The following is a 19125-nucleotide window of genomic DNA, read 5'->3' as shown; positions in this document are numbered from 1 at the left end:
GCCGGGTCGTCAGCGCGGTGAAGCGGCACGGCGGGCTGACGCAGGTCGAGCTCGCCGGGGTGACCGGGCTCTCCCCCGCGACCGTCTCGAACATCGTCAAGGAACTCGTCGCGACCGGTGCCCTGCACGCGACGCCGAGCACCTCGAGCGGCCGTCGGGCGCTCCGCGTGACCCTGCCGCACGGCCTCGGGCTGGTCGCCGGCGTGCACGTCTCGCCGCGGCACCTGCGGCTGGCGCTGTCGGACCTGAACGGTGCCGTCCTGGCCGAGCGGCACATGCCCCTGGCCCGGGACCACCGCGCCGACGCCGAGCTCGACAAGACCGCGCTGCTGGTGCTGGACATGGTGGAGTCCATCGAGTCGTCGATGGACGAGGTGCTCGCCGTCGGCTTGGCCGTGGCCGCCCCGATCGACGCCCGCACCGGGATGACGGCGCGCGGCGGGATCCTGCGGGGTTGGGACGGCATCGCGCTCGGCCAGTCGCTCGCCCGGCGGATGGACAAGCCCGTGCAGGTCGACAACTCCGCCAACCTCGCCGCCCTGGCGGAACACCGGAGCGGGGCGGCCCGCGGCCGCGACACCGTGGTGACGCTCGACGTCGGCAACGGCATCGGTGCCGGACTCGTGCTCGGCGGGCACCTGTTCCGCGGGCACCACGGCATCGCCGGTGAGTTCGGGCACACCCCCGTCCTGCCGAACGGGCCGCTGTGCCGGTGCGGGAACCGCGGGTGCCTCGAGGCGATCGCCGGCGCGCCCGCCGTGCTCGAGGGCGTCCGCGACGAGGCCGGCACCCTGAAGCTGGCGGACCTGATCCTGCGCGCGATGGGCGGCGACCAGGTCTGCATGCGCGCAGTGGCCGACGCCGGGCGGGCGATCGGTTCGGCGGCGGTGGGGCTCTGCAACGTCCTCGACCCGGAGCGGGTGGTGGTCACCGGCGAGTTCGCGCGGGCCGGGGAACTCCTGCTCGGCCCGATGCGGCAGGCCCTCGAGTCGTCGCTGATCGTCGACGTGGACGGCACGCCGGACGTGGTGCAGGGGCAGCTCGGCGAGAAGGCCGCGGTGACCGGCGCGCTGGCCCTGGCGATCGAAGCCGTGGACGTGACGCGCGCACGCTAGGCGGAGACGCGCCGCGCCGCCCCGCGCCCTCCGGATAACGTTTTCGTCACGGCGCGCGGTCCTTGCGTTCAACTCTTGCAGCCAAGAACGCTCGCTGTCACACTCAGGGCACCGCCGATGGGGGCGGTCCACTGTTGGAGGACGTTTCAATGAAGAAATCCACCACACGAGCGATGCTGGGCGTCAGCGCCCTGCTGCTCGCGATCACCACCCTGGCGGGCTGTTCCAACGGCGCGGACGCCGGGACCGGTTCCGGCGGAGGCGGCGGCGACGCGTCGAAGGCCAAGATCGGCCTGCTCCTGCCCGACTCCGTCACCGCCCGCTACGCCAGCGCCGACCGCCCGCTCTTCACCGCCGAGGTGAAGAAGCAGTGCAGCGGCTGCTCGGTCATCTACGCGAACGCCGACGGCGACGCGTCGAAGCAGCTGCAGCAGGCCCAGTCGATGCTCACGCAGGGCGTCAAGGTCCTGGTCCTCGACCCGTTCGACGGCGAGGCCGCAGCGTCCATCGTCCAGCAGGCGAAGGCCAAGAAGGTGCCGGTGATCTCCTACGACCGGCTCATCAACAGCCCCGACCTGAGCTACTACATCTCGTTCGACAACGAGAAGGTCGGTGAGCTGCAGGGCCAGGCACTCGTCGACGCCCTCAAGGCGAAGAAGGTCCCGGAGGGCTCGGGCATCATCATGGTGAACGGCTCCCCCACCGACAACAACGCCTCGCAGTTCAAGAAGGGCGCGCACTCGGTCATCGACGACAGCGGCTACAAGGTGCTCGCCGAGTACGACACCCCCGGATGGGACCCCGCCAAGGCGCAGGACTGGGCAGCCGGCCAGATCAGCAAGCTCGGCAAGGACAAGATCACCGGCGTCTACGCGGCGAACGACGACACCGGCGGCGGCGTCATCGCGGCCCTGAAGTCGGCCGGCGTCACCGAGCTCCCGCCCGTCACCGGGCAGGACGCCTCGCTCGCGGGGATCCAGCGGATCCTCGCCGGTGAGCAGTACATGACCGTCTACAAGGCCTTCAAGCCCGAGGCGTCGAAGGCCGCCGACCTGGCGATCCAGTTCGCGAAGGGTGAGACCCCGAAGGGCGACACCACCGTCGACACCGCCGGGGGCGCCAGCGTCCAGTCGACGCTGCTCGACCCGGTCGCCGTCACCACGGACAACGTCCAGTCGACGGTGGTCAAGGACGGCCTGTACGAGGTGTCGAAGATCTGCACCGCGCAGTACAAGTCGGCCTGCGACAGCGCCGGCATCAAGTAGGTCCGACCCCCTCTGCCCGCCCGGTCCGACTGCGGACCGGGCGGGCCTCACCGATCGAGGACGACACCCGTGAGCACGACACCCGTGAGCAACGCGTCACCAGCAGCACACCCCTCCGCCGACCCGGTGATGTCCCTGCGCGGGATCACCAAGCGGTTCGGCGCCGTCCAGGCCCTCAGCGACATCGACTTCGACGTCTACCCGGGCGAGGTGGTCGCCATCGTCGGCGACAACGGCGCCGGCAAGTCGACGTTCGTGAAGATCCTCGCCGGGGTCTACACGCCGGACGGTGGCACGATCACCTTCGGCGGCGACGAGGTCAGCGTCCCGAACCCCGCGGCGGCCCAGACCCTCGGCATCGCCACGGTGTTCCAGGACCTCGCCCTCGCCGACAACCTCGACGTGGTCTCGAACCTGTTCCTCGGGCGCGAGATCGCGCACCCGTTCCTCGACGAAGAGGAGATGGAGCGCCGATCGTGGGAGCTCCTCCAGCAGCTCGCCGCGCGGATCCCGTCGGTGCGGATCCCGATCGCGTCGCTGTCCGGTGGGCAGCGGCAGACCGTGGCGATCGCCCGCTCGCTGATCGGCGACCCGCAGGTGGTCGTCCTCGACGAGCCCACCGCCGCACTCGGTGTCGCGCAGACCGCCGAGGTCCTCAACCTCGTCGAACGCCTGCGCGAGCGCGGGCTCGGCGTCGTCCTCATCAGCCACAACCTCGCGGACGTGCAGGCCGTCGCCGACCGGGTCGCGGTCCTTCGCCTGGGGCGGAACAACGGCACGTTCCGCATCGACGACGTCTCCTACGAGGAGATCATCGCGGCCATCACCGGCGCCACCGACAACGCCGTCACCCGTCGTGCCGCCGCCCGCACCGAGCAGGAGACCAGCGCATGAGCAAGACCGACGAGACCCTCACCGCAGCGACCCCGACCCCCTCGGCGGCCGACCTGCAGGACGAGCGGCTCCTGCGCGACCAGGGGATCGGCGGCGCGGCGAAGGCGTTCGTCCGCCGGGTGCGCGGCGGTGACATCGGTTCGCTGCCGGTGGTCGTCGGGCTCATCGTCATCTGGGCGGTGTTCCAGGCGCTCTCCCCCGACTTCCTGTCCCCGGGCAACCTGGTCAACCTCGCCCTGCAGTGCGCCGCGGTCGGCACCATCGCGATCGGCATCGTCCTCGTGCTGCTGCTCGGCGAGATCGACCTGTCCGTCGGCAGCGTCAGCGGGCTCTCCGCCGCGATCCTCGGTCAGGGCCTCACGACGCTCGGCTGGCCGCTGTGGCTCGTGCTCACCGTCGCCCTGGCCGTCGGCGCCGCCGCGGGTCTGCTCTACGGCCTGCTGTTCACGCGCTTCGGGGTGCCGAGCTTCGTCATCACGCTCGCCGGTCTGCTCGGGTTCCTCGGGCTGCAGCTGCTCATCCTCGGCCCGAACGGCTCGATCAACCTGCCGTACGACTCCCCGATCGTGCAGTTCGCGTCGGCGTCGTACCTGCCGCCGTGGCTCGCCTACCTGCTCGCCGTCCTGGCCGCCGGAGGACTCTTCTTCACCGAGGTCCGCCGCGCTGCCCGTCGTCGCCGTGCCGGGCTGTCGACCGGGGCGATGTCCCTGACCGTCGTGAAGGCCGTCGCCCTGTTCCTCGGCCTCGCGCTGATGGTCTGGTACCTGTCGCGCGACTTCGGCACCGGGACCTCGTTCGTGTTCTTCGTCGTGCTGGTCGTGCTGATGAACTTCGTGCTGAAGCGCACCCGCTGGGGCCGTTCTGTCTTCGCGGTCGGTGGCAACGTCGAGGCCGCACGGCGCTCCGGCATCCGGGTGAACCGCATCTACATCTCGGTGTTCATGCTGACCTCGCTCTTCGCCACCGTCGGCGGCATCCTCGCCGCCGCCCGCCTGAACTCGGCGAGCCTGTCGTCCGGCGCCGGTGACACGAACCTCAACGCGATCGCCGCAGCCGTCATCGGCGGGACCAGCCTGTTCGGTGGCCGCGGCAGCGCCTGGTCGGCACTGCTCGGCATCATCGTGATCCAGTCGATCTCGAACGGGCTCACCCTGCTGAGCCTCGACTCGTCGATCCGCTACATGATCACCGGCGCGGTCCTGCTGCTGGCCGTCATCATCGACTCGCTCTCGCGGCGCAGCCGCGCCAGTCACGGCGCGGCCTGAGCGGGGCCCTGGACCCCGCCACGCGGACGGACGGGAGGCACGGTGCCAGCTGGCACCGTGCCTCCCGTCCGTCGTCCCTGACAGTTCGCTGCCGGACTTGGCCATCTGGCCAAGTCCGGCAGTACGGTCGGTCCATGACCCTCCACCAAGAGCACCGCAGCATCGAGGAGCGGCGGCAGCAACTCGTCGACGCCGCGATCGCCGTCCTGCGCGACGGCGGGATCGCCGCGCTCACGACGCGCGCCGTCACCACGGCCGCCGGACTGCCGCACGGCGCGTTCCACTACTGCTTCGCCTCGAAGTCGGCACTGTTCCGGGCGGTGCTCGAACGGCAGCTGCGCGGTGCGATGGCAGCCGCGTTCGCGACGCCGAGCACACGGCTCGACCCACGGGAGCGGATCGCCGCCGGCCTGACGGCGCACCTCGGACGGACCCGGAGCGACCCGGCGACCGCGCTCGCCCTCGTCGAACTCGTCACGCACTCCCGTCGCGATGCCGACCTGGCAGAGCTCGCCGCGTGGGAACAAGGTGCGTACCTCGAGGCCGTCCGCGTCCACGTCGACGCTTGGTCGGACGAGGACGGGATCACGTGGGTGGTACCCGTCGAGCAGGTCGCACGCCTGCTCATCGCGACCGCCGACGGCGTCAGCGGGTCGTGGCTCGCGGACCGCGACGACACCGCCGCTTCCGAGACCGTCGCCACGGCGGCTCGGGCGATCGCCAGTCTCGTCGGCGGAGGTGCCTCGTGAAGTGGCTCTTCCTCGGGACAGCGATCGTCGCCGAGGTCACGGGTGCCCTGTCGATGCAGGCGGCCGTCGAGCAACCCGCCTGGTACGCCGTCGTCGCCGTCGGGTACGTCACCGCCTTCGTCATGCTCATCCGGGTGCTCCGGAGCGGCATGGCCGTCGGGGTCGCCTACGGCATCTGGGGCGCGTCCGGGGTCGCGCTGACCGCGGTGCTCGCCGCCGTCCTGTTCGGGCAGGCCCTGACCCTCACGATGATCATCGGGATCGCGCTCATCGCGGTGGGCGTGCTCCTGGTCGAGATCGGGTCCCAGCGGGCGCTCGCACGTCGCGAGCAGGAGGCCCGCTGATGGGGTGGGTCCTGCTCGCGATCGCGATCGCCACCGAGGTCGGTGCGACCATCAGCCTCAAGCTCGCGACGGACGGGAAACGCGTCTGGTACGTCGCCGTCGTCGCGGGCTACCTCATCGCGTTCAGCCTGCTCGCCGTGGCGTTGACGCTCGGCCTGCCGATCGGGGTCGCCTACGGCATCTGGGCCGCGACGGGCGTCGCCCTGGCCGCGATCCTCGGACGGGTGCTCTTCCGCGAACCGCTCACGGCGCTCATGCTCGGCGGGATCGCGCTGATCATCGTCGGCGTGTTCCTGGTCGAACTCGGGCACTGAGCGCCGCGCAGGGGCCCGACGCCGTCACTTGCTCTTCGAACCCGAGGTCCCCGGCAGGCTGAGGATGTTGTCGGTGCCCTGCGGCACGACGATCAGCGAGCCGTTGTCGCCGGCGCTCTTGAGCGCCTCGATCTCGCGCTGCTTGAGCGCGGCGTCGGAGAGCGGGTGCTCGTTGAGGACCTCGTTCGCGTCGGCCTGACCCTGCGCCTCGGCGACCTGCTGCTGTGCCTGCACCTTCTTGGCATCCAGGAGCGCGCGCTCCTTCGTGACCTGGATCTGCGCCTGCTGCGCCGTGGCGTACGCGTCGATGACCGACTTCGGCGGGGTGATCTCCTGCAGTGCGAAGTTGTCGACGTGCACGCCGGAGCCCTTCCAGCGCGTCTCGAGCGCCTGGATCATCGCCTTCTCGACGGTGCCGCGCTTGGTGATGAGCTCGATGGTGGTGAAGTCGTTCGGCACCTGGCGGACGACGCTGCGCACCGAGTTGCCGATGAACTGCGTCTTGAAGTTCTCCTCGGTCTTGTACGACCGGTAGATGTCGGTGACCGACTTCGCGTCGATGCTGTACTGCAGGTTCAGGCTGACGTTCGACGAGACGCCGTCCTGGTCCTGCACCGTGACGTACGGGCCGGAGCGGACGTTGCCGTTGTTGTCCGAGTCGGAGCCGTTCACCGCGTTGATGTAGGTGACGGTCTGGTTCCGGATGTTGAACGTGTGGAGCGTCGCCCACGGCGCCTTGAAGTGAAACCCGGAGTCCGTGGTCTGTCCGACGATGTTGCCGGAGATGTCCACCTGCACCTTCGACTCGCCCGTGTCCTGCGCGTACAAGGTGCTGCCGAGCGTGAGCCCGACGAACAGGACGCCGGCGGCGGCTGCTGTCCACGTCGCGATGAGGTTCGGGCGGCGCGTCGGGACGGCGGGACGTGCTTCGCGACCGGGTGTGGCCGGGCGTGCGGGGGTGGAGTAGGTGCGTGTTCGGAAGAAGAGCGCGACGAGCGCGATGACGAGGAAGACGATGGCGGCGACGAACATGACGATCACTCCTGGATGCTTGTCCGTGCAGTCTGCCGTACCCGGAGGGGTGCGGGTGACGCGGGTGCGCGTGGTGGCGGGCGGTGCGCGCCGTCCGTGTCGCCCCGGTCGCTTGGCGCCGGTTCCGTCTGGTGCGAGGTTGCACACCTGGTGCGAGCCCGGATGCCTCGCACCATGTGTGCAACCTCGCACCGAGCGGCGGCGAACAGCCCCTTCTGTCAGCTCGGTGGACGGATGCGGTCCTGGTCGAGGGCACCACGGATCGCCTCGAGTGCCACCACTCCGAGCGCAGCGTCGGCGACCGCGGTACCGCCGCGCACCATCGCGGTCCCTCCGGCCACGACCGGCTCGGTGGGCAGGACCGCCCGGTGCCCTGCGTCCCGATCGATGACCAGGGTCGTCGCGCACCCAGCCGCGGTCCGCCGAGCTGCGATGCGTCGAGCGTTCTGGGCGCTCGGCCAGACCTGGTCGTCCTCACCGGCGATCAGGACGACCTGCTGGATCCGCTCGACGGGTATCTCCGCTGCCCGAACCCGGTCCGGGGCAGCTTCGTACGAGTGTTCGTAGAGCGATCGGAAGCGGGGTGGTTCTTCCCGCCGCCAGGTGTTCCACGCCAGCGGCACGTGCGGCAGTGGCGATCCGTCGAGGGTCCAGTGTGATCGTTCGGCGCCGGCGCCGGCGCCGTCCGGCCAGGGCCACACCACGTCCGTGGGTGCGAACGCGATGACGCCCGCGACCGAGGGGCGGTGCGCACCGAGGACCAGCGCGGCCTCGGCGCCGATGGAAGTCCCGACGAGCCAGACACGGTCGCAGCTCCGCTCGAGTTCGTCGATGCGGGCGAGGAAGAGCTCGAGCGGGACGGACCACGGTCCCGGTTGCTGGCCGGCTCCCCCGAACCACCGGATCGATTCAGCGAAGTGCCCGAGTCCGGCGAAGACACGCGCGCGGTCCTCGTCGATCCGCCCGCTCGACCCAGCGAGCACCAGGACGCCGGTCCCCGATCCGACAGGCGGGACGAACCGAACGCCTTCAGGGTCCTTCAGACCGATTCGCTGCACGGGACCAGCATGGCCGCTCCGATCAACCGTCGCGCGGAACGCTGTTCGCAGCGCGGGATGCCGAAACCGCACCGGCGACGAGCGCCGCCAGCGTGGTCGCCAAGGACAGCCCGAGCAGCACCACGGAGAGCGCCGGGATGAGCTGGGCCGGAACGGACACGATCGCCACGATCGCGGCACCGATGAGCAACGGCCGCGTGACCCGGCGGGCGGTGAGGTGCCCAGCGCGCCAGGCCGCGTCGCTCCGCATGAGTGACGACTGTCCATCACGACCTCCCCGCACCACGCTAACGGGCGCGAGGAGAACGACCAGCACCACCAGGTTGACGACGCCGCTGCCCCAACCGGTCGTCGGGAGCGCATGATGACGTGTGCGAATCCTGACGATCAGTGCGACGACGATGCGTGTCTCCGCACAGCAAGAAGCTCTGTGGCCGCAGCTGGCTGATGCGGCGCTCCGCGATGCGCGCGCGGGTCGGACGCCCGCACCGATGGTCTGGTTCAGGACCGACCTCGGAGTGTCCGGCGTGATCCCGATCTCCCCTGCCGACCCGGTCCGCTTCGACGAGGTCGACATGGAACCGGAACGGTTCCTCGGCACGGTGATCGCGCTCGGGCCGGGAGCGCAGCCGAGCGACTGACCCGGCTCAGGAGACGGGCGCCCCTACCCGATCGAGCTCGGCCAGGACTCGGCGGCTTCGACGCACGCCGATCACCGTCGCGACCGTGACGAACACCACGACGACGGCGATGAACACCAGGAACGCCCAACCCCAACCGAACGTCGTGGCCGAGGCCCCGCCGAGTCCCAACAGGCTCAGCCCGGTGCCGATCAGGGTCGGGGCCGAGGTCCGGGTGGACCGACGCTGCCACGCGAGCATCGCCCGCACCAGCGGCACGGCATCGGGCGCCACTGGTGCCCTCCCGCTGATCTGTCGTCTCACGGACTTGCGGTCCGCCGGGGTGAGCGCGCCGAGCGGCTGATGCGGCGTCTCGACGAGGTAGGGCAGCAGCCTGCGGTGGCGTCGAGCACGGACCCATGCGGTCACGTTCACGACCGCTCCGGCCAGGGCGAACAGGAACCAGATGACCGAGTCGGTGCGGAGCACGGAGGGAACACTGATGAACGCCCACAGGATCGACAGGCCGGCGAACCCCGCCTGCTGCGACATGACGACCACCGTCGGCCCGTGCTCGACCAGGTACTCGGCACGACGCGTCGCCTCGGCGAGGTCGCTCGGGTTCACCACCCGGGGACCTCGACGCGCACCGAACTGATCCGACCGGCGCGCGTCGTCGCCGTCACGGCCGGGTCGTAGCTGTCGGCGGTCGCCAGGTAGAGGGTGCGCCCGTCCTCGCCACCGAGGGCACAGTCGATCGCGCAGTCCCCGGGTGCGTCGATGCGGTCCGTCACCTCGCCGCCCTCGACGACCCGCAGGAACTCGCCCGTGTCGACCGAGCAGACCCAGATCGCGCCGTCACGGTCGACGGTGCTGCCGTCCGGGGTCACGCCACCGGGCAGGGCTGCCCACTCGCGCCGCCCGGTCAGCGAACCGTCGTCCTCGATGTCGAACGCGGTGAGCCGGCCACCCCACGTCTCGCTGACCACCAGGGTCCGGGTGCCGGGCAGGATGTTGGCGCTGTTCGGGAACACCAGGCCCTCGGCGGCCAGGCGGACGGAGCCGTCGGGGTCGATCACGTAGAGCGGGCCGGGGCGCAGTTCCTCACCCGCGTACAGGTCGTAGCCGAAGGCACCGATGTAGGTCCGGCCGGTCTGGGCGTCGACGACCAGGTCGTTCACGAGCGACGACTCGATCGTGGAGAGGTCGGCGAACACCGAGGTGCTGCCGTCCGGCTCGACGGCGACGACCGTGCGGGACTCCATCGAGCTGATGATGAGCCGTCCGTCGGTCAGCCACCCGAGTCCTGATGACTGCCCGCCGACGGTGGCCTCGAGCCGGGGGCCGTCGGTCGAGGACGGGTCGACCGAGAACACCTCGCCGGTGTGCATGTCCGAGTACCAGAGCCGCCCGTCGTGCCAGCGGTTGCCCTCCGGGAAGCGGATGCCGGAGATGACGATGTCGGTCGCTGAGTCCAGGGTGATGTGCACGGATCCACCCTGCCAGCGGGACCGGGAAGCTGCCCGGACGGATGCCGTGACGGCGGCCTAGGGTCGTCCCATGCCGGGTCGTCACCTCATCCACCACCTGGGCGTCTTCGCCAGCGACTTCGCCGCGAGCGACGCGTTCTACACCGCCGCCCTCGCGCCCCTCGGCATCGGAGCGGGCTACCGCACGGACGCCGTCGCCGAGTTCTGGCAGCACGGGGACGACACCCCCAGTGTCTCGCTCGAGACCGCCCGGACCCCCGAGGCGACGACGCGCGGACTCCACCTGGCGTTCGAGGCCGGGTCACGGAGCGAGGTCGACGCCTTCCACCGGGAGGCCGTCGCCGCCGGCGGGGTGTCCCGGCACGAGCCGCGCTACTGGCCGGAGTACCACGCGTACACCGCGTTCGTGTCCGACCCGGACGGCAACAACGTCGAAGCGCTGATCAAGGAGAGCGGTGACTGACCCGGCGGCTGCACGACGGTCACGGACAGTCGCAACGGACGCCGCATCTGGCACGATCGACCCATGCCCCTCGACGGAACTCCCCTGCACCGGCTCGGCTTCCTGACGATCGGGTCGTTCGACCCCGCACGACCGTCCGAGGGCCACGAGGACACCCTGCGCGTGATCGAGCGCGCCGAGGCCCTGGGCTTCGACAGCGCCTGGCTGCGCCACCGGCACGTGCAGCACGGCATCTCCTCCCCCGTCGCGGTGATGGCGGCGGCCTCGCAGCGCACCTCGCGCATCGACCTCGGCACCGCCGTCACCCCGCTCGGTGCTGAGAACCCGTTCCGCCTGGCGGAGGACCTGAGCACGGTCGACGTCCTGCTCGGCGGCCGTCTGAACCCCGGGTTCTCGGTCGGCACGCCGATGAACTTCGACCTGTACCGCGACGCGATCTACCCCGACACCCTGGAGCACGAGGACCTCGGCAACGACCGGCTCCTGCGCTTCCGCGACCTGGTGCGCGGTGACCCGGTGACGGCCACCGCGACCGTCGAACGCCGCGGCATCGAGGAGTTCGCGAGCACCGTCCAGCCGCACAGCGCCGGCCTGGCCGACCGGATCTGGTACGGCACCGGCAGCACGAAGTCGGCCGTGTGGGCGGGCGAGAACGGCTTCCACCTGCTCACCTCGAGCGTCACCCGCAGCGAGGTCGGCACGGACTTCGCCACGAACCAGCGCGCCCAGATCGACGCCTACCTCGACGTCCACCCCGACCCCGCTGCCGCCCGCGTCTCGCAGGGCCTGGTCGTCATCCCCACCGACACCGCGACCGCCGAGCAAGCGGCCCGCTACCGCGCCTACGTCGACAGCCGCTCGGGTCGCGTCGGCGTGCCGCAGGGCCCCGCCGGGATGCTCTTCGCCGCCGACCTGGTGGGCACGTCGGCCGAGATCGCGGACTGGCTCCGTGCCGACGTCGGCTACCAGGCGGTCACCGAGGTAGCCTTCGCGCTCCCCTTCTCGTTCGAGCCCGACGACTACGCGCAGATCATCACGGACATCGCTGAGCGTCTCGGTCCGGAACTCGGTTGGGCGCCAGGATCCGACGGGTGGGACCCGCAGCACGGATGACGAGTCGGCCGATTGCACCGGTGGTGGTCAAGGCACCCGACGTCGGGCAAGATCGACGGGAGGGTCATCAGCACCCGTCGACTCTGGGGGGTCACATGCACGACCAGCGTCCCGAAGAACCGGTCCGACAGCACTCGACCGACTTCCTCCCCGGGGTCAGCGGCAACCCGGTCGCCCCGTTCCAGCGAGACCATCAACCGGGTAGCGCGCCGATCCGGAACGACTGGATCTTCTTCGTTCCCATCGGCGGTGTCGTCGTCCTCGGGGTCGTCGCGTACGTCATCTGGGGCTCGTGATGCGGCTCCGGGTGGGGTTCGCAGAGTCAGAGCCCGGCAGCACGCCGACGATCGAACACGATGAACGGCTCGTCCGGACCTTCCGGCACACCGCGAGCCGACTGTTGTTCTGGGGGTGTGTGCTGTGTGCGCTCGGCGGCGCCTCGATCGGCTGGTCGGTAGTCGGTCCGATCCGATTTACGGGGCTCGCTCTGGCGGGCTTCTTCGTCCTCGTGGGCTCGGGCTTCCTCGTCTTGCGGAGCCGCGTGATCCGGCGGGCTCGGCCTGCCGTGGCAGCCGCGCAGGGGCGCATCGACCGTTTCCGATCGTGGCAACGCTCGCAGCCAGGGTGGGTACCCCTCGACGGCTTGCGCCGGTCTGGTCGCTGACGGCTCCGTCGACGCCGTCACCCGGTCGAGCGAACCGGTCAGTCCTGCTGGTCCGCCTCCACCGCGTCCCGCAGCCGGTCGAGCACGTCCGGAACCGCTGAGCGCACCCGGCTCCAGCTCGGGATGAACGGCTTGTCGTTCGGCCGCGCCGTGAAGGCGCCGCCGGCGTCGAGGATCGCCTTGGTGAAGAGCTCCACGGCGGCTTCCTCGGCGTGCTGGTCGAACGCGAGCCCGCTCATCTCGGCTTCGTGCCGGTACACCTCGACGATGTCGAGCGCGTTCCGGTAGTACGTCGCCTTGAGCACCCGGAACGAGTCGGACGTGAGCGGGACGCCCATGGTCGCGAGCTTCCGGAGCAGCGACTGGACGATGTCGTTGCCCATCCGGGCGAGGCCGCCGGTGCCGTCGGCCTCGGCGAGGGGCTGGTGCTTGTGGTCGTACGCGTCGGCGATCTCCACCTGGCACACCTGCCGGGTCGCGTAGTCGCGGTAGACCTCGGAGAGCATGCCGATCTCGAGTCCCCAGTCGCCGGGGATCTTCAGGCCGTTCAGCACGTGGGCGCGCATCGCGAACTCGCCGGACAGCGGGTACCGGAAGCTGCTGAGGTACTCCAGGTACTCGGACTCCCCGTAGACCTGGCGGAGCGAGCGGAGCAGGGGCCCGACGAGCAGCCGTGCGGCGCGGCCGTTGATCCGGCCGTCGGCGACGCGGGCGTAGTAGCCCTTCGAGAACTCGTAGTCGAACGCGGGGTTCGCGACCGGGTAGAACAGCCGCGCGAGCATGCCCCGCTCGTAGGTGGTGATGTCGCAGTCGTGCAGGGCGATGCAGTCCGCCCGCTCCGATGCCAGCGCGTACCCGGTGCAGTACCAGACGTTCCGGCCCTTGCCGGGCTCCCCCGGCGCCAGGCCCGCGCGCTCCAGTTCGGCGTCGAGCTCGCGCAGTCGCGGCCCGTCGTTCCACAGGATCCGGTGCCGCTGCGGCAGCCGCGAGAAGAACTCGCGGGCGTGCTCGAACTGCGAGCGGTCGGCGCGGTCGAGCCCGATCACGATCTCGCTGAGCCAGTCGGCCTCGGCCAGCTCGTCGACGATCCGCGACAGTGCCGGACGCTCGAGCTCGGAGTACAGCGCCGGCAGGATCAGGCTCATCGGGCGCTTCTCGGCGAAGCCCCGCAGGTCCTCTTCGAGACTCGCGGTGCTGCGGCGACCGAGGTCGTGGAACGTCGTGATGACGCCGTTCTGGTGGAAGTCGCTCATCGGTGGCTCCTGACGGACGGGGTGGTGAACCGGGTGAGGCCCTCGGTCCAGCCCTGCGGGCCGGGGGCGGTCGTGCGGTGGACGCGCTCGGGGCGGTCGTCGGCGAGTGGTCCGGGTGCCGGGCCGTGTCCGCGGACCACGACGGCGAAGTCGACGACGTCGAGCAGCGCGGTGTCGTTCGGGCCGTCACCGAGTCCGATCGTGCGCGGGACCGAGCCCGTCCGACGCTCGTGGTCGGCGATCAGCGTCCGGACCGCCGCGCCCTTGTCGCGGCCGGCCGGCAGCACGTGCCAGAACCGGCCGCCGCGCACCAGGTCGAGGCCGACCGCGGCGAGCGCCGCGCGGAACGCGTCCGCCCGGTCGTCGTCCTCGGCGTGCCAGAGCAGCACCTCGGACGCCTCGCGCTGCTGCGCTCGTCCGGCCGCTTCGAGGTCGAGGCCGGTCCACGCGGCGACGACCGCGTCGGTCACGCCGCCGAAGGTCTCGAAGTGCAGCTCCAGTGCCCGGCGGACGCGGTCGAGTTCTGCGTGCAGCCGCTCGAGGTCGCCGGCGACCGGTCCGACCAGCACGTCGCCCGCCGGTCCGACGACGACCGCGCCGTTCTCCGCCACGAACGCGTGTCCGTCGAGCCCGGTGCGCGCCTGCAGCACCGTGATCTCGGCACGCGTCTTGCTGCTGCAGAACACGACGGGGACGTCGTCCGCCCGCAGCTGTTCCAGCATCGGCAGCGCCGCGTCGAACGAGTAGTCGTGGTGGTCGAGGAACGTCCCGTCGAGGTCCGTGACGATCATCAGGTCGGGTGTTGGCATCGTGCTCCGCTGGCGGCTGGCTGGGCTGCGGGCGACGATGCCCCGGACCACCCTGCCACGCGCATGCGTCGGTTGGGTGAACAAGCCGGCGTCGGTCGCGCGACGCGACCAGCGGACGGACGGGAGGCACGGCGCCAGCTGGCACCGCGCCTCCAGTCCGTCACGGCGGATCAGTGCGCGCGCAGGATGCCGAGGAACTCGTCGGCCCACTCGAGGTTGCGAGCGAGCTTCGCGCGGCGTTCCTCGGTGTCGACGACGTACGCGTCGAGCTGCGCCTGCAGCCGGTCGCGCTCGGCGCCGTCCGCCACCTGCAGCCCGTCGAGGATGCCGAGGAGCTCAGCCATCTGCTCGAGGGAGTAGCCGAGGGGCTTCATCCGACGGATGACGAGCAGGCGTTGCAGGTCGTCGTCGGAGTACAGCCGGAAGCCGCCCTCGGTCCGTCCGGTGGGGTGGAGCAGCCCGACGTCGTCGTAGTGCCGCACGGTCCGGATGGAGAGCCCGGTCCGGTCGGCGAGTTCACCGATCCGCATCGTCGATGCTCCTGCCGCGTCCGTCACTGCTGGCCCCTTCCGCCCGGTTGCCCGGTCCTGACCGATCGTACCGATGCTTGCGCAGCAACCCTTCCGTTGCGTTAGAGTCAGACGCGACCAACGCTTCCGTCGCGGAAGGTTCGGGTCCCTGGCCGCACACGGTCAGTGCGCGCGACGAAGCGCCCCACGACATTCCCCCCACGGACGCCGAGCGTCCGCATCCCTCAGCGAAGGAGAACCGTGACGACCGTCACGCCCGCACCGGCTCCGGTGCACGCAAGCCCCACCGTCCTGTCCGCCCTGCGGAACCCGAAGATCCTGCTCCGCGAGGTCCTCGCCGGCCTCGTCGTGGCCCTCGCGCTGATCCCGGAAGCGATCTCGTTCTCGATCATCGCGGGCGTCGATCCCCGCGTCGGGCTGTTCTCGGCGTTCGTGATGGCCGTGGTCATCTCGTTCGTCGGCGGACGTGCCGCGATGATCACCGGCGCCACCGGAGCCATCGCGCTCGTCGTCGCCCCCGTGGTCAAGGAGCACGGCTTGGACTACCTGATCGCCACCGTCCTCCTCGGCGGCGTGTTCCAGCTCGTCCTCGGCGGGCTCGGCGCAGCCAAGCTGATGCGCTTCGTGCCGAGGTCGGTGATGGTCGGGTTCGTCAACGCCCTCGCGATCCTGATCTTCACCGCGCAGCTGCCGAACATCATCGGCGTCGACTGGCTCGTCTGGCCCATCGGGGCCGTCGGCATCGCGATCATCGTGCTGCTGCCCCGTGTCACCAGGGCCATCCCGGCACCGCTCGTGGCGATCGTCGTCCTGACGCTCGTCACCGTCCTGGCGTCCATCGCCATCCCCACCGTGGGCGACGAGGGCAAGCTCCCCGACAGCCTGCCGACCCTGTTCATCCCGAACGTCCCGCTGACGCTCGAGACGCTGACGATCATCGCCCCCTACGCCCTCGCCATGGCCCTGGTCGGACTCCTCGAGTCGCTCATGACGGCGAAGCTCGTCGACGAGGTCACCGACACCGGTTCCCGCAAGACCCGCGAAGCCCTCGGGCAGGGGGTGGCGAACATCGCCTCCGGCCTGTTCGGCGGCATGGGCGGTTGCGCGATGATCGGCCAGACGATGATCAACGTCAAGGCCTCCGGCGCCCGTACCCGGATCTCGACGTTCCTGTCCGGGGTCTTCCTGCTGGTCCTCGTCGTCGGACTCGGCGACGTCGTCGCGATCATCCCGATGGCCGCACTCGTCGCCGTGATGGTCATGGTCTCCGTCGGCACCTTCGACTGGCACAGCATCAAGCCGTCCACACTGCGGCGTATGCCGGTCGGCGAGACCGTCGTCATGGTCCTCACCGTCGTGATCGTCGTCGCCACGGACAACCTGGCCATCGGCGTGATCATCGGGGTGATCGCCGCGATGATCGTCTTCGCCCGCCGGGTGTCGCACTTCGCCACCGTGTCGCGGAGCATCGAGACGCTCAGCACCGGTGAGCAGCACGCGCTCTACACGGTCGAGGGCGAACTCTTCTTCGCGTCGAGCAACGACCTCACCACCCAGTTCGACTATGTCGACGACCCCGAACTCGTCGTCATCGACATGACCGGGTCACACATCTGGGACGCCTCCACCGTCGCCGCACTCGACGCCATCGAGACGAAGTACCACCAGCACGGCAAGCGGGTCGAGATCGCCGGGCTGAACGACGCCAGCCAAGCCTTCCACAGCCGCCTCGCCGGGAACCTCGGCGCCGGCCACTGACCTCCTGCCCCTCTCTCTCCCCCCCCCCCCCCCTACGTCACGTGACGGAAGACACCGGGGCCGAGCCGCCCCACGATGGACCGAGGGTGGCAGCACCGTGGTGCGACCTGTGCCACACGCCACCCACGACACGGCAGGAGCGTCGCCATGAAAGTCATCGCAGTGATCGGCACCGGCAAGGTGGGAGCGGGGTTCGCGCGGGCAGCCGTCGCCGCCGGCCACGATGTCGTCCTCGCCAACTCGCGCGGCCCGGAGAGCCTGTCCGAGATCGTGGCCGCACTCGGCGAGCGGGCATCCGCGGACACCGTGGTCGGGGCAGCGGAGCGGGCGGACATGCTGCTGCTCGCCGTCCCGCTGCACCGGTACGACCAGCTCCCGGCGGCCGCGCTGGACGGCCGGATCGTCATGGACGCGGGCAACTACTACACCGACTGGTCCGGACACATCGAAGCGCTCGACGACGAGTCGACCACCACGTCGGAACTCCTGCAGGCTTCGTTCCCGGCCGCTCGTGTGGTGAAGGCGTTCAACAGCATCTACGCCGAGGAGATCGCCACGGACGCACGGCCGGGCGGAGGACCGCGGCGAGCGCTGCCCGTCGCGGGCGACGACGCCGCAGCCAAGGACATCGTCAGCGAGCTCATCCGGAGCATCGGCTTCGACGTCGTGGACGCCGGTCCGCTCCGCGAGGGCTGGCGGTTCCAACGCGGGACCCCGGCGTACGTCGTCCCGCTGACCGCCACCGAACTCGTGCGGGCACTGGCCGACGCGCGCCGCTACCGGGACATGGAGGCGGACGACGTCGTCTCGCGTCGGACCCACCTGATGCCGGAGGCCGAGAGGGAGACCGACACCTGACGCGACCGGGCGACGCGACGGCACCCCTGTGACCGCCGACTCCGGGGCGCCCTCTCGGCCACACGACACGCCCGGCGGCGAAGGATCTGTGAGGATGTCCCCTCCGTGCACACTGCGGAGTGAAGGGGGTGGACATGAACCGATCAGCCGAGCCGGACAGCGCGCTCGTGGCGGCAGCAGCGCGCGGCGACCGCAGTGCGGTCACCGCGTTGTTCGACCGTCACGCCGAGACCATGACCCGGTACACGTGGGCACTGGTCACGCGGCGCATGGACGTCGAGGAGATCGTGCAGGACGCGTTCCTGACCCTCTGGCAGAAAGCCGACACCGTGGAGGTCCCCGGGGAGTCACTCCTGCCGTGGCTGCTCGTCGTGTGCCGGAACCACGCCGCGAACCTGCGGCGACAGCAGCGGCGGCACGAGGGTGTCGACCTGCCCGACGAGCTCGCAGCGCCCGAGCCGGACGACGACGCCCGCGAACGGCTGCGGTGGGTCCGCGCCGAGATCGACGCGCTCGCACCACTCGATCGCCAGGTGTGCGAGCTCTGCCTCATCGAGGGCCGCTCCTACGCCGAGGCCGCCGACCTGCTCGGCATGAGCGTCGGCGCCGTCACCCAGCGCGTGTGGCGGTCCCGTGCACGGATCAAGAAGGCGGTGACGAACGATGAACGATGAACGACGAACCGACCACGGGTCCCCGATGAGCAACGAGCCGCCCGGAGGCGACGAGATGCAGCGGATGCTCGCCGACATGCGGCAGCAGGTCGTCCGGGGCATGCACGACAAGCCTCGCCCGGCTTCCACACACCGTCGCGCCGGGCTCATCGTGGCGTTGATCGCCGTGCTCGGCATCGGCACCGCGAGCGGTTCGGTGGCGCTCGGACTCGTTCCGACGCCCTTCGCCGCAGCACCGGCACCCGTGCCGTCCTCTGCACCGCCGACACCGGCACCGACCGGGTCACCGTCACCGTCCGCGGCCCGCATCACGCCGACCCCGGCGCCGGCCGACACCACGGCGACGATCCCCGGGGCGTGCACCGATGCCGTGCCGGCCGCCGATGCTCCGCGCTTGTTCGGTTCGCTGGGGATCACCCAGTTCCGACCCCAGGTACCGGGCGGCAGGACCGACTACTACATCGACCCCGAGATCCCGTTCAAGGAGGACGCGGAGCTGGTCTGTTCCTGGACACCGGGCGGTACCTCCGAGGGCGACGAGGGGCTGTTCCTCGAGATGGGCACGGCAGATCGTGACGTCCTGCAGGCCCGCCTCCGCGTCGTCGCCGACAAGGACTGGACCTGCACCGACACGCTCGGTGGACGTTCGTGCCAGCACACCGAGACGTCGATGTACTACTCGGACCGGGTGGAGACGACGCACACGTTCTTCGTGCGCGGCGACACCTGGATCTCGATCACGCAGTCGAACGTCCCGACCGACGGCCTCCTGAAAGCGCTCGTCCAGCAGACCTGGACGGACTGACCGACGGACTGGAGGCACGGCGCCAGCTGGCACCGCGCCTCCAGTCCGTCGT

General features: G+C 70.5%; 23 protein-coding genes. 15 read left to right on the top strand and 8 right to left on the bottom strand.

Annotated features, from left to right (window positions below; all coding sequences use genetic code 11):
• The first annotated feature begins 17 nt into the window (after positions 1–17).
• From DEI96_RS06350 to DEI96_RS06320, 7 genes are all read left to right on the top strand, one after another.
• Positions 18–1115 carry an ROK family transcriptional regulator gene (locus DEI96_RS06350; protein ID WP_284183644.1) on the top strand — a complete coding sequence of 366 codons (1098 nt, stop codon included), beginning with the start codon at positions 18–20 and terminating at the stop codon, positions 1113–1115.
• 149 nt (positions 1116–1264) lie between these two features.
• Complete coding sequence (locus tag DEI96_RS06345) at positions 1265–2380, top strand: sugar ABC transporter substrate-binding protein (RefSeq protein WP_110864793.1); 1116 nt, start codon at positions 1265–1267, stop codon at positions 2378–2380.
• Between the two features lie 129 nt (positions 2381–2509).
• A complete protein-coding gene (locus DEI96_RS06340; RefSeq protein WP_110864792.1) occupies positions 2510–3274 on the top strand; it encodes an ATP-binding cassette domain-containing protein in 765 nt (254 codons plus the stop codon).
• A complete protein-coding gene (locus DEI96_RS06335; protein ID WP_035807698.1) occupies positions 3271–4539 on the top strand; it encodes a sugar ABC transporter permease in 1269 nt (422 codons plus the stop codon). The genes DEI96_RS06340 and DEI96_RS06335 overlap by 4 nt, the downstream gene beginning before the upstream one ends.
• 134 nt (positions 4540–4673) lie before the next feature.
• On the top strand, positions 4674–5288 hold the full coding sequence (locus DEI96_RS06330; protein ID WP_111024484.1) for a TetR/AcrR family transcriptional regulator: 615 nt from the start codon (positions 4674–4676) through the stop codon (positions 5286–5288).
• A complete protein-coding gene (locus tag DEI96_RS06325) occupies positions 5285–5632 on the top strand; it encodes a DMT family transporter (RefSeq protein ID WP_111024483.1) in 348 nt (115 codons plus the stop codon). The genes DEI96_RS06330 and DEI96_RS06325 overlap by 4 nt, the downstream gene beginning before the upstream one ends.
• The gene (locus DEI96_RS06320; protein ID WP_111024482.1) at positions 5632–5946 is read left to right on the top strand and encodes a DMT family transporter; all 315 of its coding nucleotides are present in this window, start codon (positions 5632–5634) and stop codon (positions 5944–5946) included. Before DEI96_RS06325 ends, DEI96_RS06320 begins: the two co-directional genes overlap by 1 nt.
• 24 nt (positions 5947–5970) lie before the next feature.
• Here the strand turns inward: DEI96_RS06320 and DEI96_RS06315 are convergent, their stop codons facing one another.
• From DEI96_RS06315 to DEI96_RS06305, 3 genes are all read right to left on the bottom strand, one after another.
• Positions 5971–6978: an SPFH domain-containing protein gene (locus DEI96_RS06315; RefSeq protein ID WP_152377666.1), complete on the bottom strand. Its 1008-nt coding sequence runs from the start codon at positions 6976–6978 to the stop codon at positions 5971–5973.
• Positions 6979–7196: 218 nt separating this feature from the next.
• Complete coding sequence (locus DEI96_RS06310; RefSeq protein ID WP_181440573.1) at positions 7197–8036, bottom strand: acyl-CoA thioester hydrolase/BAAT C-terminal domain-containing protein; 840 nt, start codon at positions 8034–8036, stop codon at positions 7197–7199.
• A gap of 22 nt (positions 8037–8058) precedes the next feature.
• Positions 8059–8286: a hypothetical protein gene (locus tag DEI96_RS06305; protein ID WP_181440572.1), complete on the bottom strand. Its 228-nt coding sequence runs from the start codon at positions 8284–8286 to the stop codon at positions 8059–8061.
• A 241-nt stretch (positions 8287–8527) separates the two neighbouring features.
• On the opposite strand from DEI96_RS06305, the gene DEI96_RS06300 reads away from it, so the two are divergent.
• Positions 8528–8677 carry a hypothetical protein gene (locus DEI96_RS06300; protein WP_181438962.1) on the top strand — a complete coding sequence of 50 codons (150 nt, stop codon included), beginning with the start codon at positions 8528–8530 and terminating at the stop codon, positions 8675–8677.
• A gap of 6 nt (positions 8678–8683) precedes the next feature.
• Here the strand turns inward: DEI96_RS06300 and DEI96_RS06295 are convergent, their stop codons facing one another.
• Together DEI96_RS06295 and DEI96_RS06290 are read right to left on the bottom strand one after the other, a co-directional pair.
• Positions 8684–9286 (bottom strand): hypothetical protein, encoded by a 603-nt coding sequence (locus DEI96_RS06295; RefSeq protein WP_111024480.1) that lies wholly within the window; start codon positions 9284–9286, stop codon positions 8684–8686.
• Entirely contained in the window at positions 9280–10146 is an 867-nt protein-coding gene (locus DEI96_RS06290; RefSeq protein WP_111024479.1) for an SMP-30/gluconolactonase/LRE family protein, read from the bottom strand. Before DEI96_RS06290 ends, DEI96_RS06295 begins: the two co-directional genes overlap by 7 nt.
• A 70-nt stretch (positions 10147–10216) precedes the next feature.
• Here DEI96_RS06290 and DEI96_RS06285 point away from each other — a divergent pair, with 70 nt between their 5' ends.
• The 3 genes from DEI96_RS06285 to DEI96_RS06275 all read left to right on the top strand — a co-directional run bounded on the left by DEI96_RS06285 (position 10217) and on the right by DEI96_RS06275 (position 12018).
• On the top strand, positions 10217–10609 hold the full coding sequence (locus DEI96_RS06285) for a VOC family protein (protein WP_111024478.1): 393 nt from the start codon (positions 10217–10219) through the stop codon (positions 10607–10609).
• Positions 10610–10672: 63 nt separating this feature from the next.
• Entirely contained in the window at positions 10673–11722 is a 1050-nt protein-coding gene (locus DEI96_RS06280) for an LLM class flavin-dependent oxidoreductase (RefSeq protein ID WP_111024477.1), read from the top strand.
• Between the two features lie 95 nt (positions 11723–11817).
• Positions 11818–12018, top strand: a complete 201-nt coding sequence (locus DEI96_RS06275) for a hypothetical protein (protein WP_110864786.1) — start codon at positions 11818–11820, stop codon at positions 12016–12018.
• Between the two features lie 406 nt (positions 12019–12424).
• On the opposite strand, the gene DEI96_RS06270 is transcribed toward DEI96_RS06275, so the two are convergent.
• The 3 genes from DEI96_RS06270 to DEI96_RS06260 all read right to left on the bottom strand — a co-directional run bounded on the left by DEI96_RS06270 (position 12425) and on the right by DEI96_RS06260 (position 15005).
• Positions 12425–13639: a glycosyltransferase family protein gene (locus tag DEI96_RS06270; protein WP_027464806.1), complete on the bottom strand. Its 1215-nt coding sequence runs from the start codon at positions 13637–13639 to the stop codon at positions 12425–12427.
• Positions 13636–14448: an HAD-IIB family hydrolase gene (locus tag DEI96_RS06265; RefSeq protein WP_146246949.1), complete on the bottom strand. Its 813-nt coding sequence runs from the start codon at positions 14446–14448 to the stop codon at positions 13636–13638. The genes DEI96_RS06270 and DEI96_RS06265 overlap by 4 nt, the downstream gene beginning before the upstream one ends.
• Positions 14449–14618: 170 nt before the next feature.
• Entirely contained in the window at positions 14619–15005 is a 387-nt protein-coding gene (locus DEI96_RS06260) for a MerR family transcriptional regulator (protein ID WP_111024475.1), read from the bottom strand.
• Between the two features lie 213 nt (positions 15006–15218).
• Between DEI96_RS06260 and DEI96_RS06255 the strand changes: the two genes are divergently transcribed.
• The 4 genes from DEI96_RS06255 to DEI96_RS06240 all read left to right on the top strand — a co-directional run bounded on the left by DEI96_RS06255 (position 15219) and on the right by DEI96_RS06240 (position 19073).
• The gene (locus DEI96_RS06255; RefSeq protein ID WP_111024474.1) at positions 15219–16736 is read left to right on the top strand and encodes a SulP family inorganic anion transporter; all 1518 of its coding nucleotides are present in this window, start codon (positions 15219–15221) and stop codon (positions 16734–16736) included.
• A 75-nt stretch (positions 16737–16811) separates the two neighbouring features.
• Positions 16812–17594 (top strand): NADPH-dependent F420 reductase, encoded by a 783-nt coding sequence (locus tag DEI96_RS06250; RefSeq protein WP_111023245.1) that lies wholly within the window; start codon positions 16812–16814, stop codon positions 17592–17594.
• 134 nt (positions 17595–17728) lie between these two features.
• Entirely contained in the window at positions 17729–18268 is a 540-nt protein-coding gene (locus DEI96_RS06245) for an RNA polymerase sigma factor (protein WP_083389453.1), read from the top strand.
• Positions 18269–18293: 25 nt separating this feature from the next.
• A complete protein-coding gene (locus DEI96_RS06240; RefSeq protein ID WP_111023244.1) occupies positions 18294–19073 on the top strand; it encodes a hypothetical protein in 780 nt (259 codons plus the stop codon).
• Positions 19074–19125 lie beyond the last annotated feature (52 nt).

This window comes from Curtobacterium sp. MCLR17_031, assembly GCF_003234775.2.
In the GTDB taxonomy this organism is placed as follows: domain Bacteria; phylum Actinomycetota; class Actinomycetes; order Actinomycetales; family Microbacteriaceae; genus Curtobacterium; species Curtobacterium flaccumfaciens.
The sequence above is the reverse complement of the archived record's forward strand: the minus strand, read 5'-3'. Positions and strand labels throughout refer to the sequence as shown.

What these genes read in the sequence shown, in the direction of transcription:
- DEI96_RS06345 (WP_110864793.1), top strand. Translation starts at nt 1,265, where the DNA reads ATGAAGAAATCCACCACACGAGCGATGCTGGGCGTCAGCGCCCTGCTG.
- DEI96_RS06340 (WP_110864792.1), top strand. Translation starts at nt 2,510, where the DNA reads ATGTCCCTGCGCGGGATCACCAAGCGGTTCGGCGCCGTCCAGGCCCTC.
- DEI96_RS06335 (WP_035807698.1), top strand. Translation starts at nt 3,271, where the DNA reads ATGAGCAAGACCGACGAGACCCTCACCGCAGCGACCCCGACCCCCTCG.
- DEI96_RS06330 (WP_111024484.1), top strand. Translation starts at nt 4,674, where the DNA reads ATGACCCTCCACCAAGAGCACCGCAGCATCGAGGAGCGGCGGCAGCAA.
- DEI96_RS06320 (WP_111024482.1), top strand. Translation starts at nt 5,632, where the DNA reads ATGGGGTGGGTCCTGCTCGCGATCGCGATCGCCACCGAGGTCGGTGCG.
- DEI96_RS06315 (WP_152377666.1), bottom strand. Translation starts at nt 6,978, where the DNA reads ATGTTCGTCGCCGCCATCGTCTTCCTCGTCATCGCGCTCGTCGCGCTC.
- DEI96_RS06305 (WP_181440572.1), bottom strand. Translation starts at nt 8,286, where the DNA reads ATGCGGAGCGACGCGGCCTGGCGCGCTGGGCACCTCACCGCCCGCCGG.
- DEI96_RS06300 (WP_181438962.1), top strand. Translation starts at nt 8,528, where the DNA reads ATGGTCTGGTTCAGGACCGACCTCGGAGTGTCCGGCGTGATCCCGATC.
- DEI96_RS06285 (WP_111024478.1), top strand. Translation starts at nt 10,217, where the DNA reads ATGCCGGGTCGTCACCTCATCCACCACCTGGGCGTCTTCGCCAGCGAC.
- DEI96_RS06280 (WP_111024477.1), top strand. Translation starts at nt 10,673, where the DNA reads ATGCCCCTCGACGGAACTCCCCTGCACCGGCTCGGCTTCCTGACGATC.
- DEI96_RS06275 (WP_110864786.1), top strand. Translation starts at nt 11,818, where the DNA reads ATGCACGACCAGCGTCCCGAAGAACCGGTCCGACAGCACTCGACCGAC.
- DEI96_RS06270 (WP_027464806.1), bottom strand. Translation starts at nt 13,639, where the DNA reads ATGAGCGACTTCCACCAGAACGGCGTCATCACGACGTTCCACGACCTC.
- DEI96_RS06265 (WP_146246949.1), bottom strand. Translation starts at nt 14,448, where the DNA reads ATGCCAACACCCGACCTGATGATCGTCACGGACCTCGACGGGACGTTC.
- DEI96_RS06250 (WP_111023245.1), top strand. Translation starts at nt 16,812, where the DNA reads ATGGACCGAGGGTGGCAGCACCGTGGTGCGACCTGTGCCACACGCCAC.
- DEI96_RS06245 (WP_083389453.1), top strand. Translation starts at nt 17,729, where the DNA reads ATGAACCGATCAGCCGAGCCGGACAGCGCGCTCGTGGCGGCAGCAGCG.
- DEI96_RS06240 (WP_111023244.1), top strand. Translation starts at nt 18,294, where the DNA reads ATGAGCAACGAGCCGCCCGGAGGCGACGAGATGCAGCGGATGCTCGCC.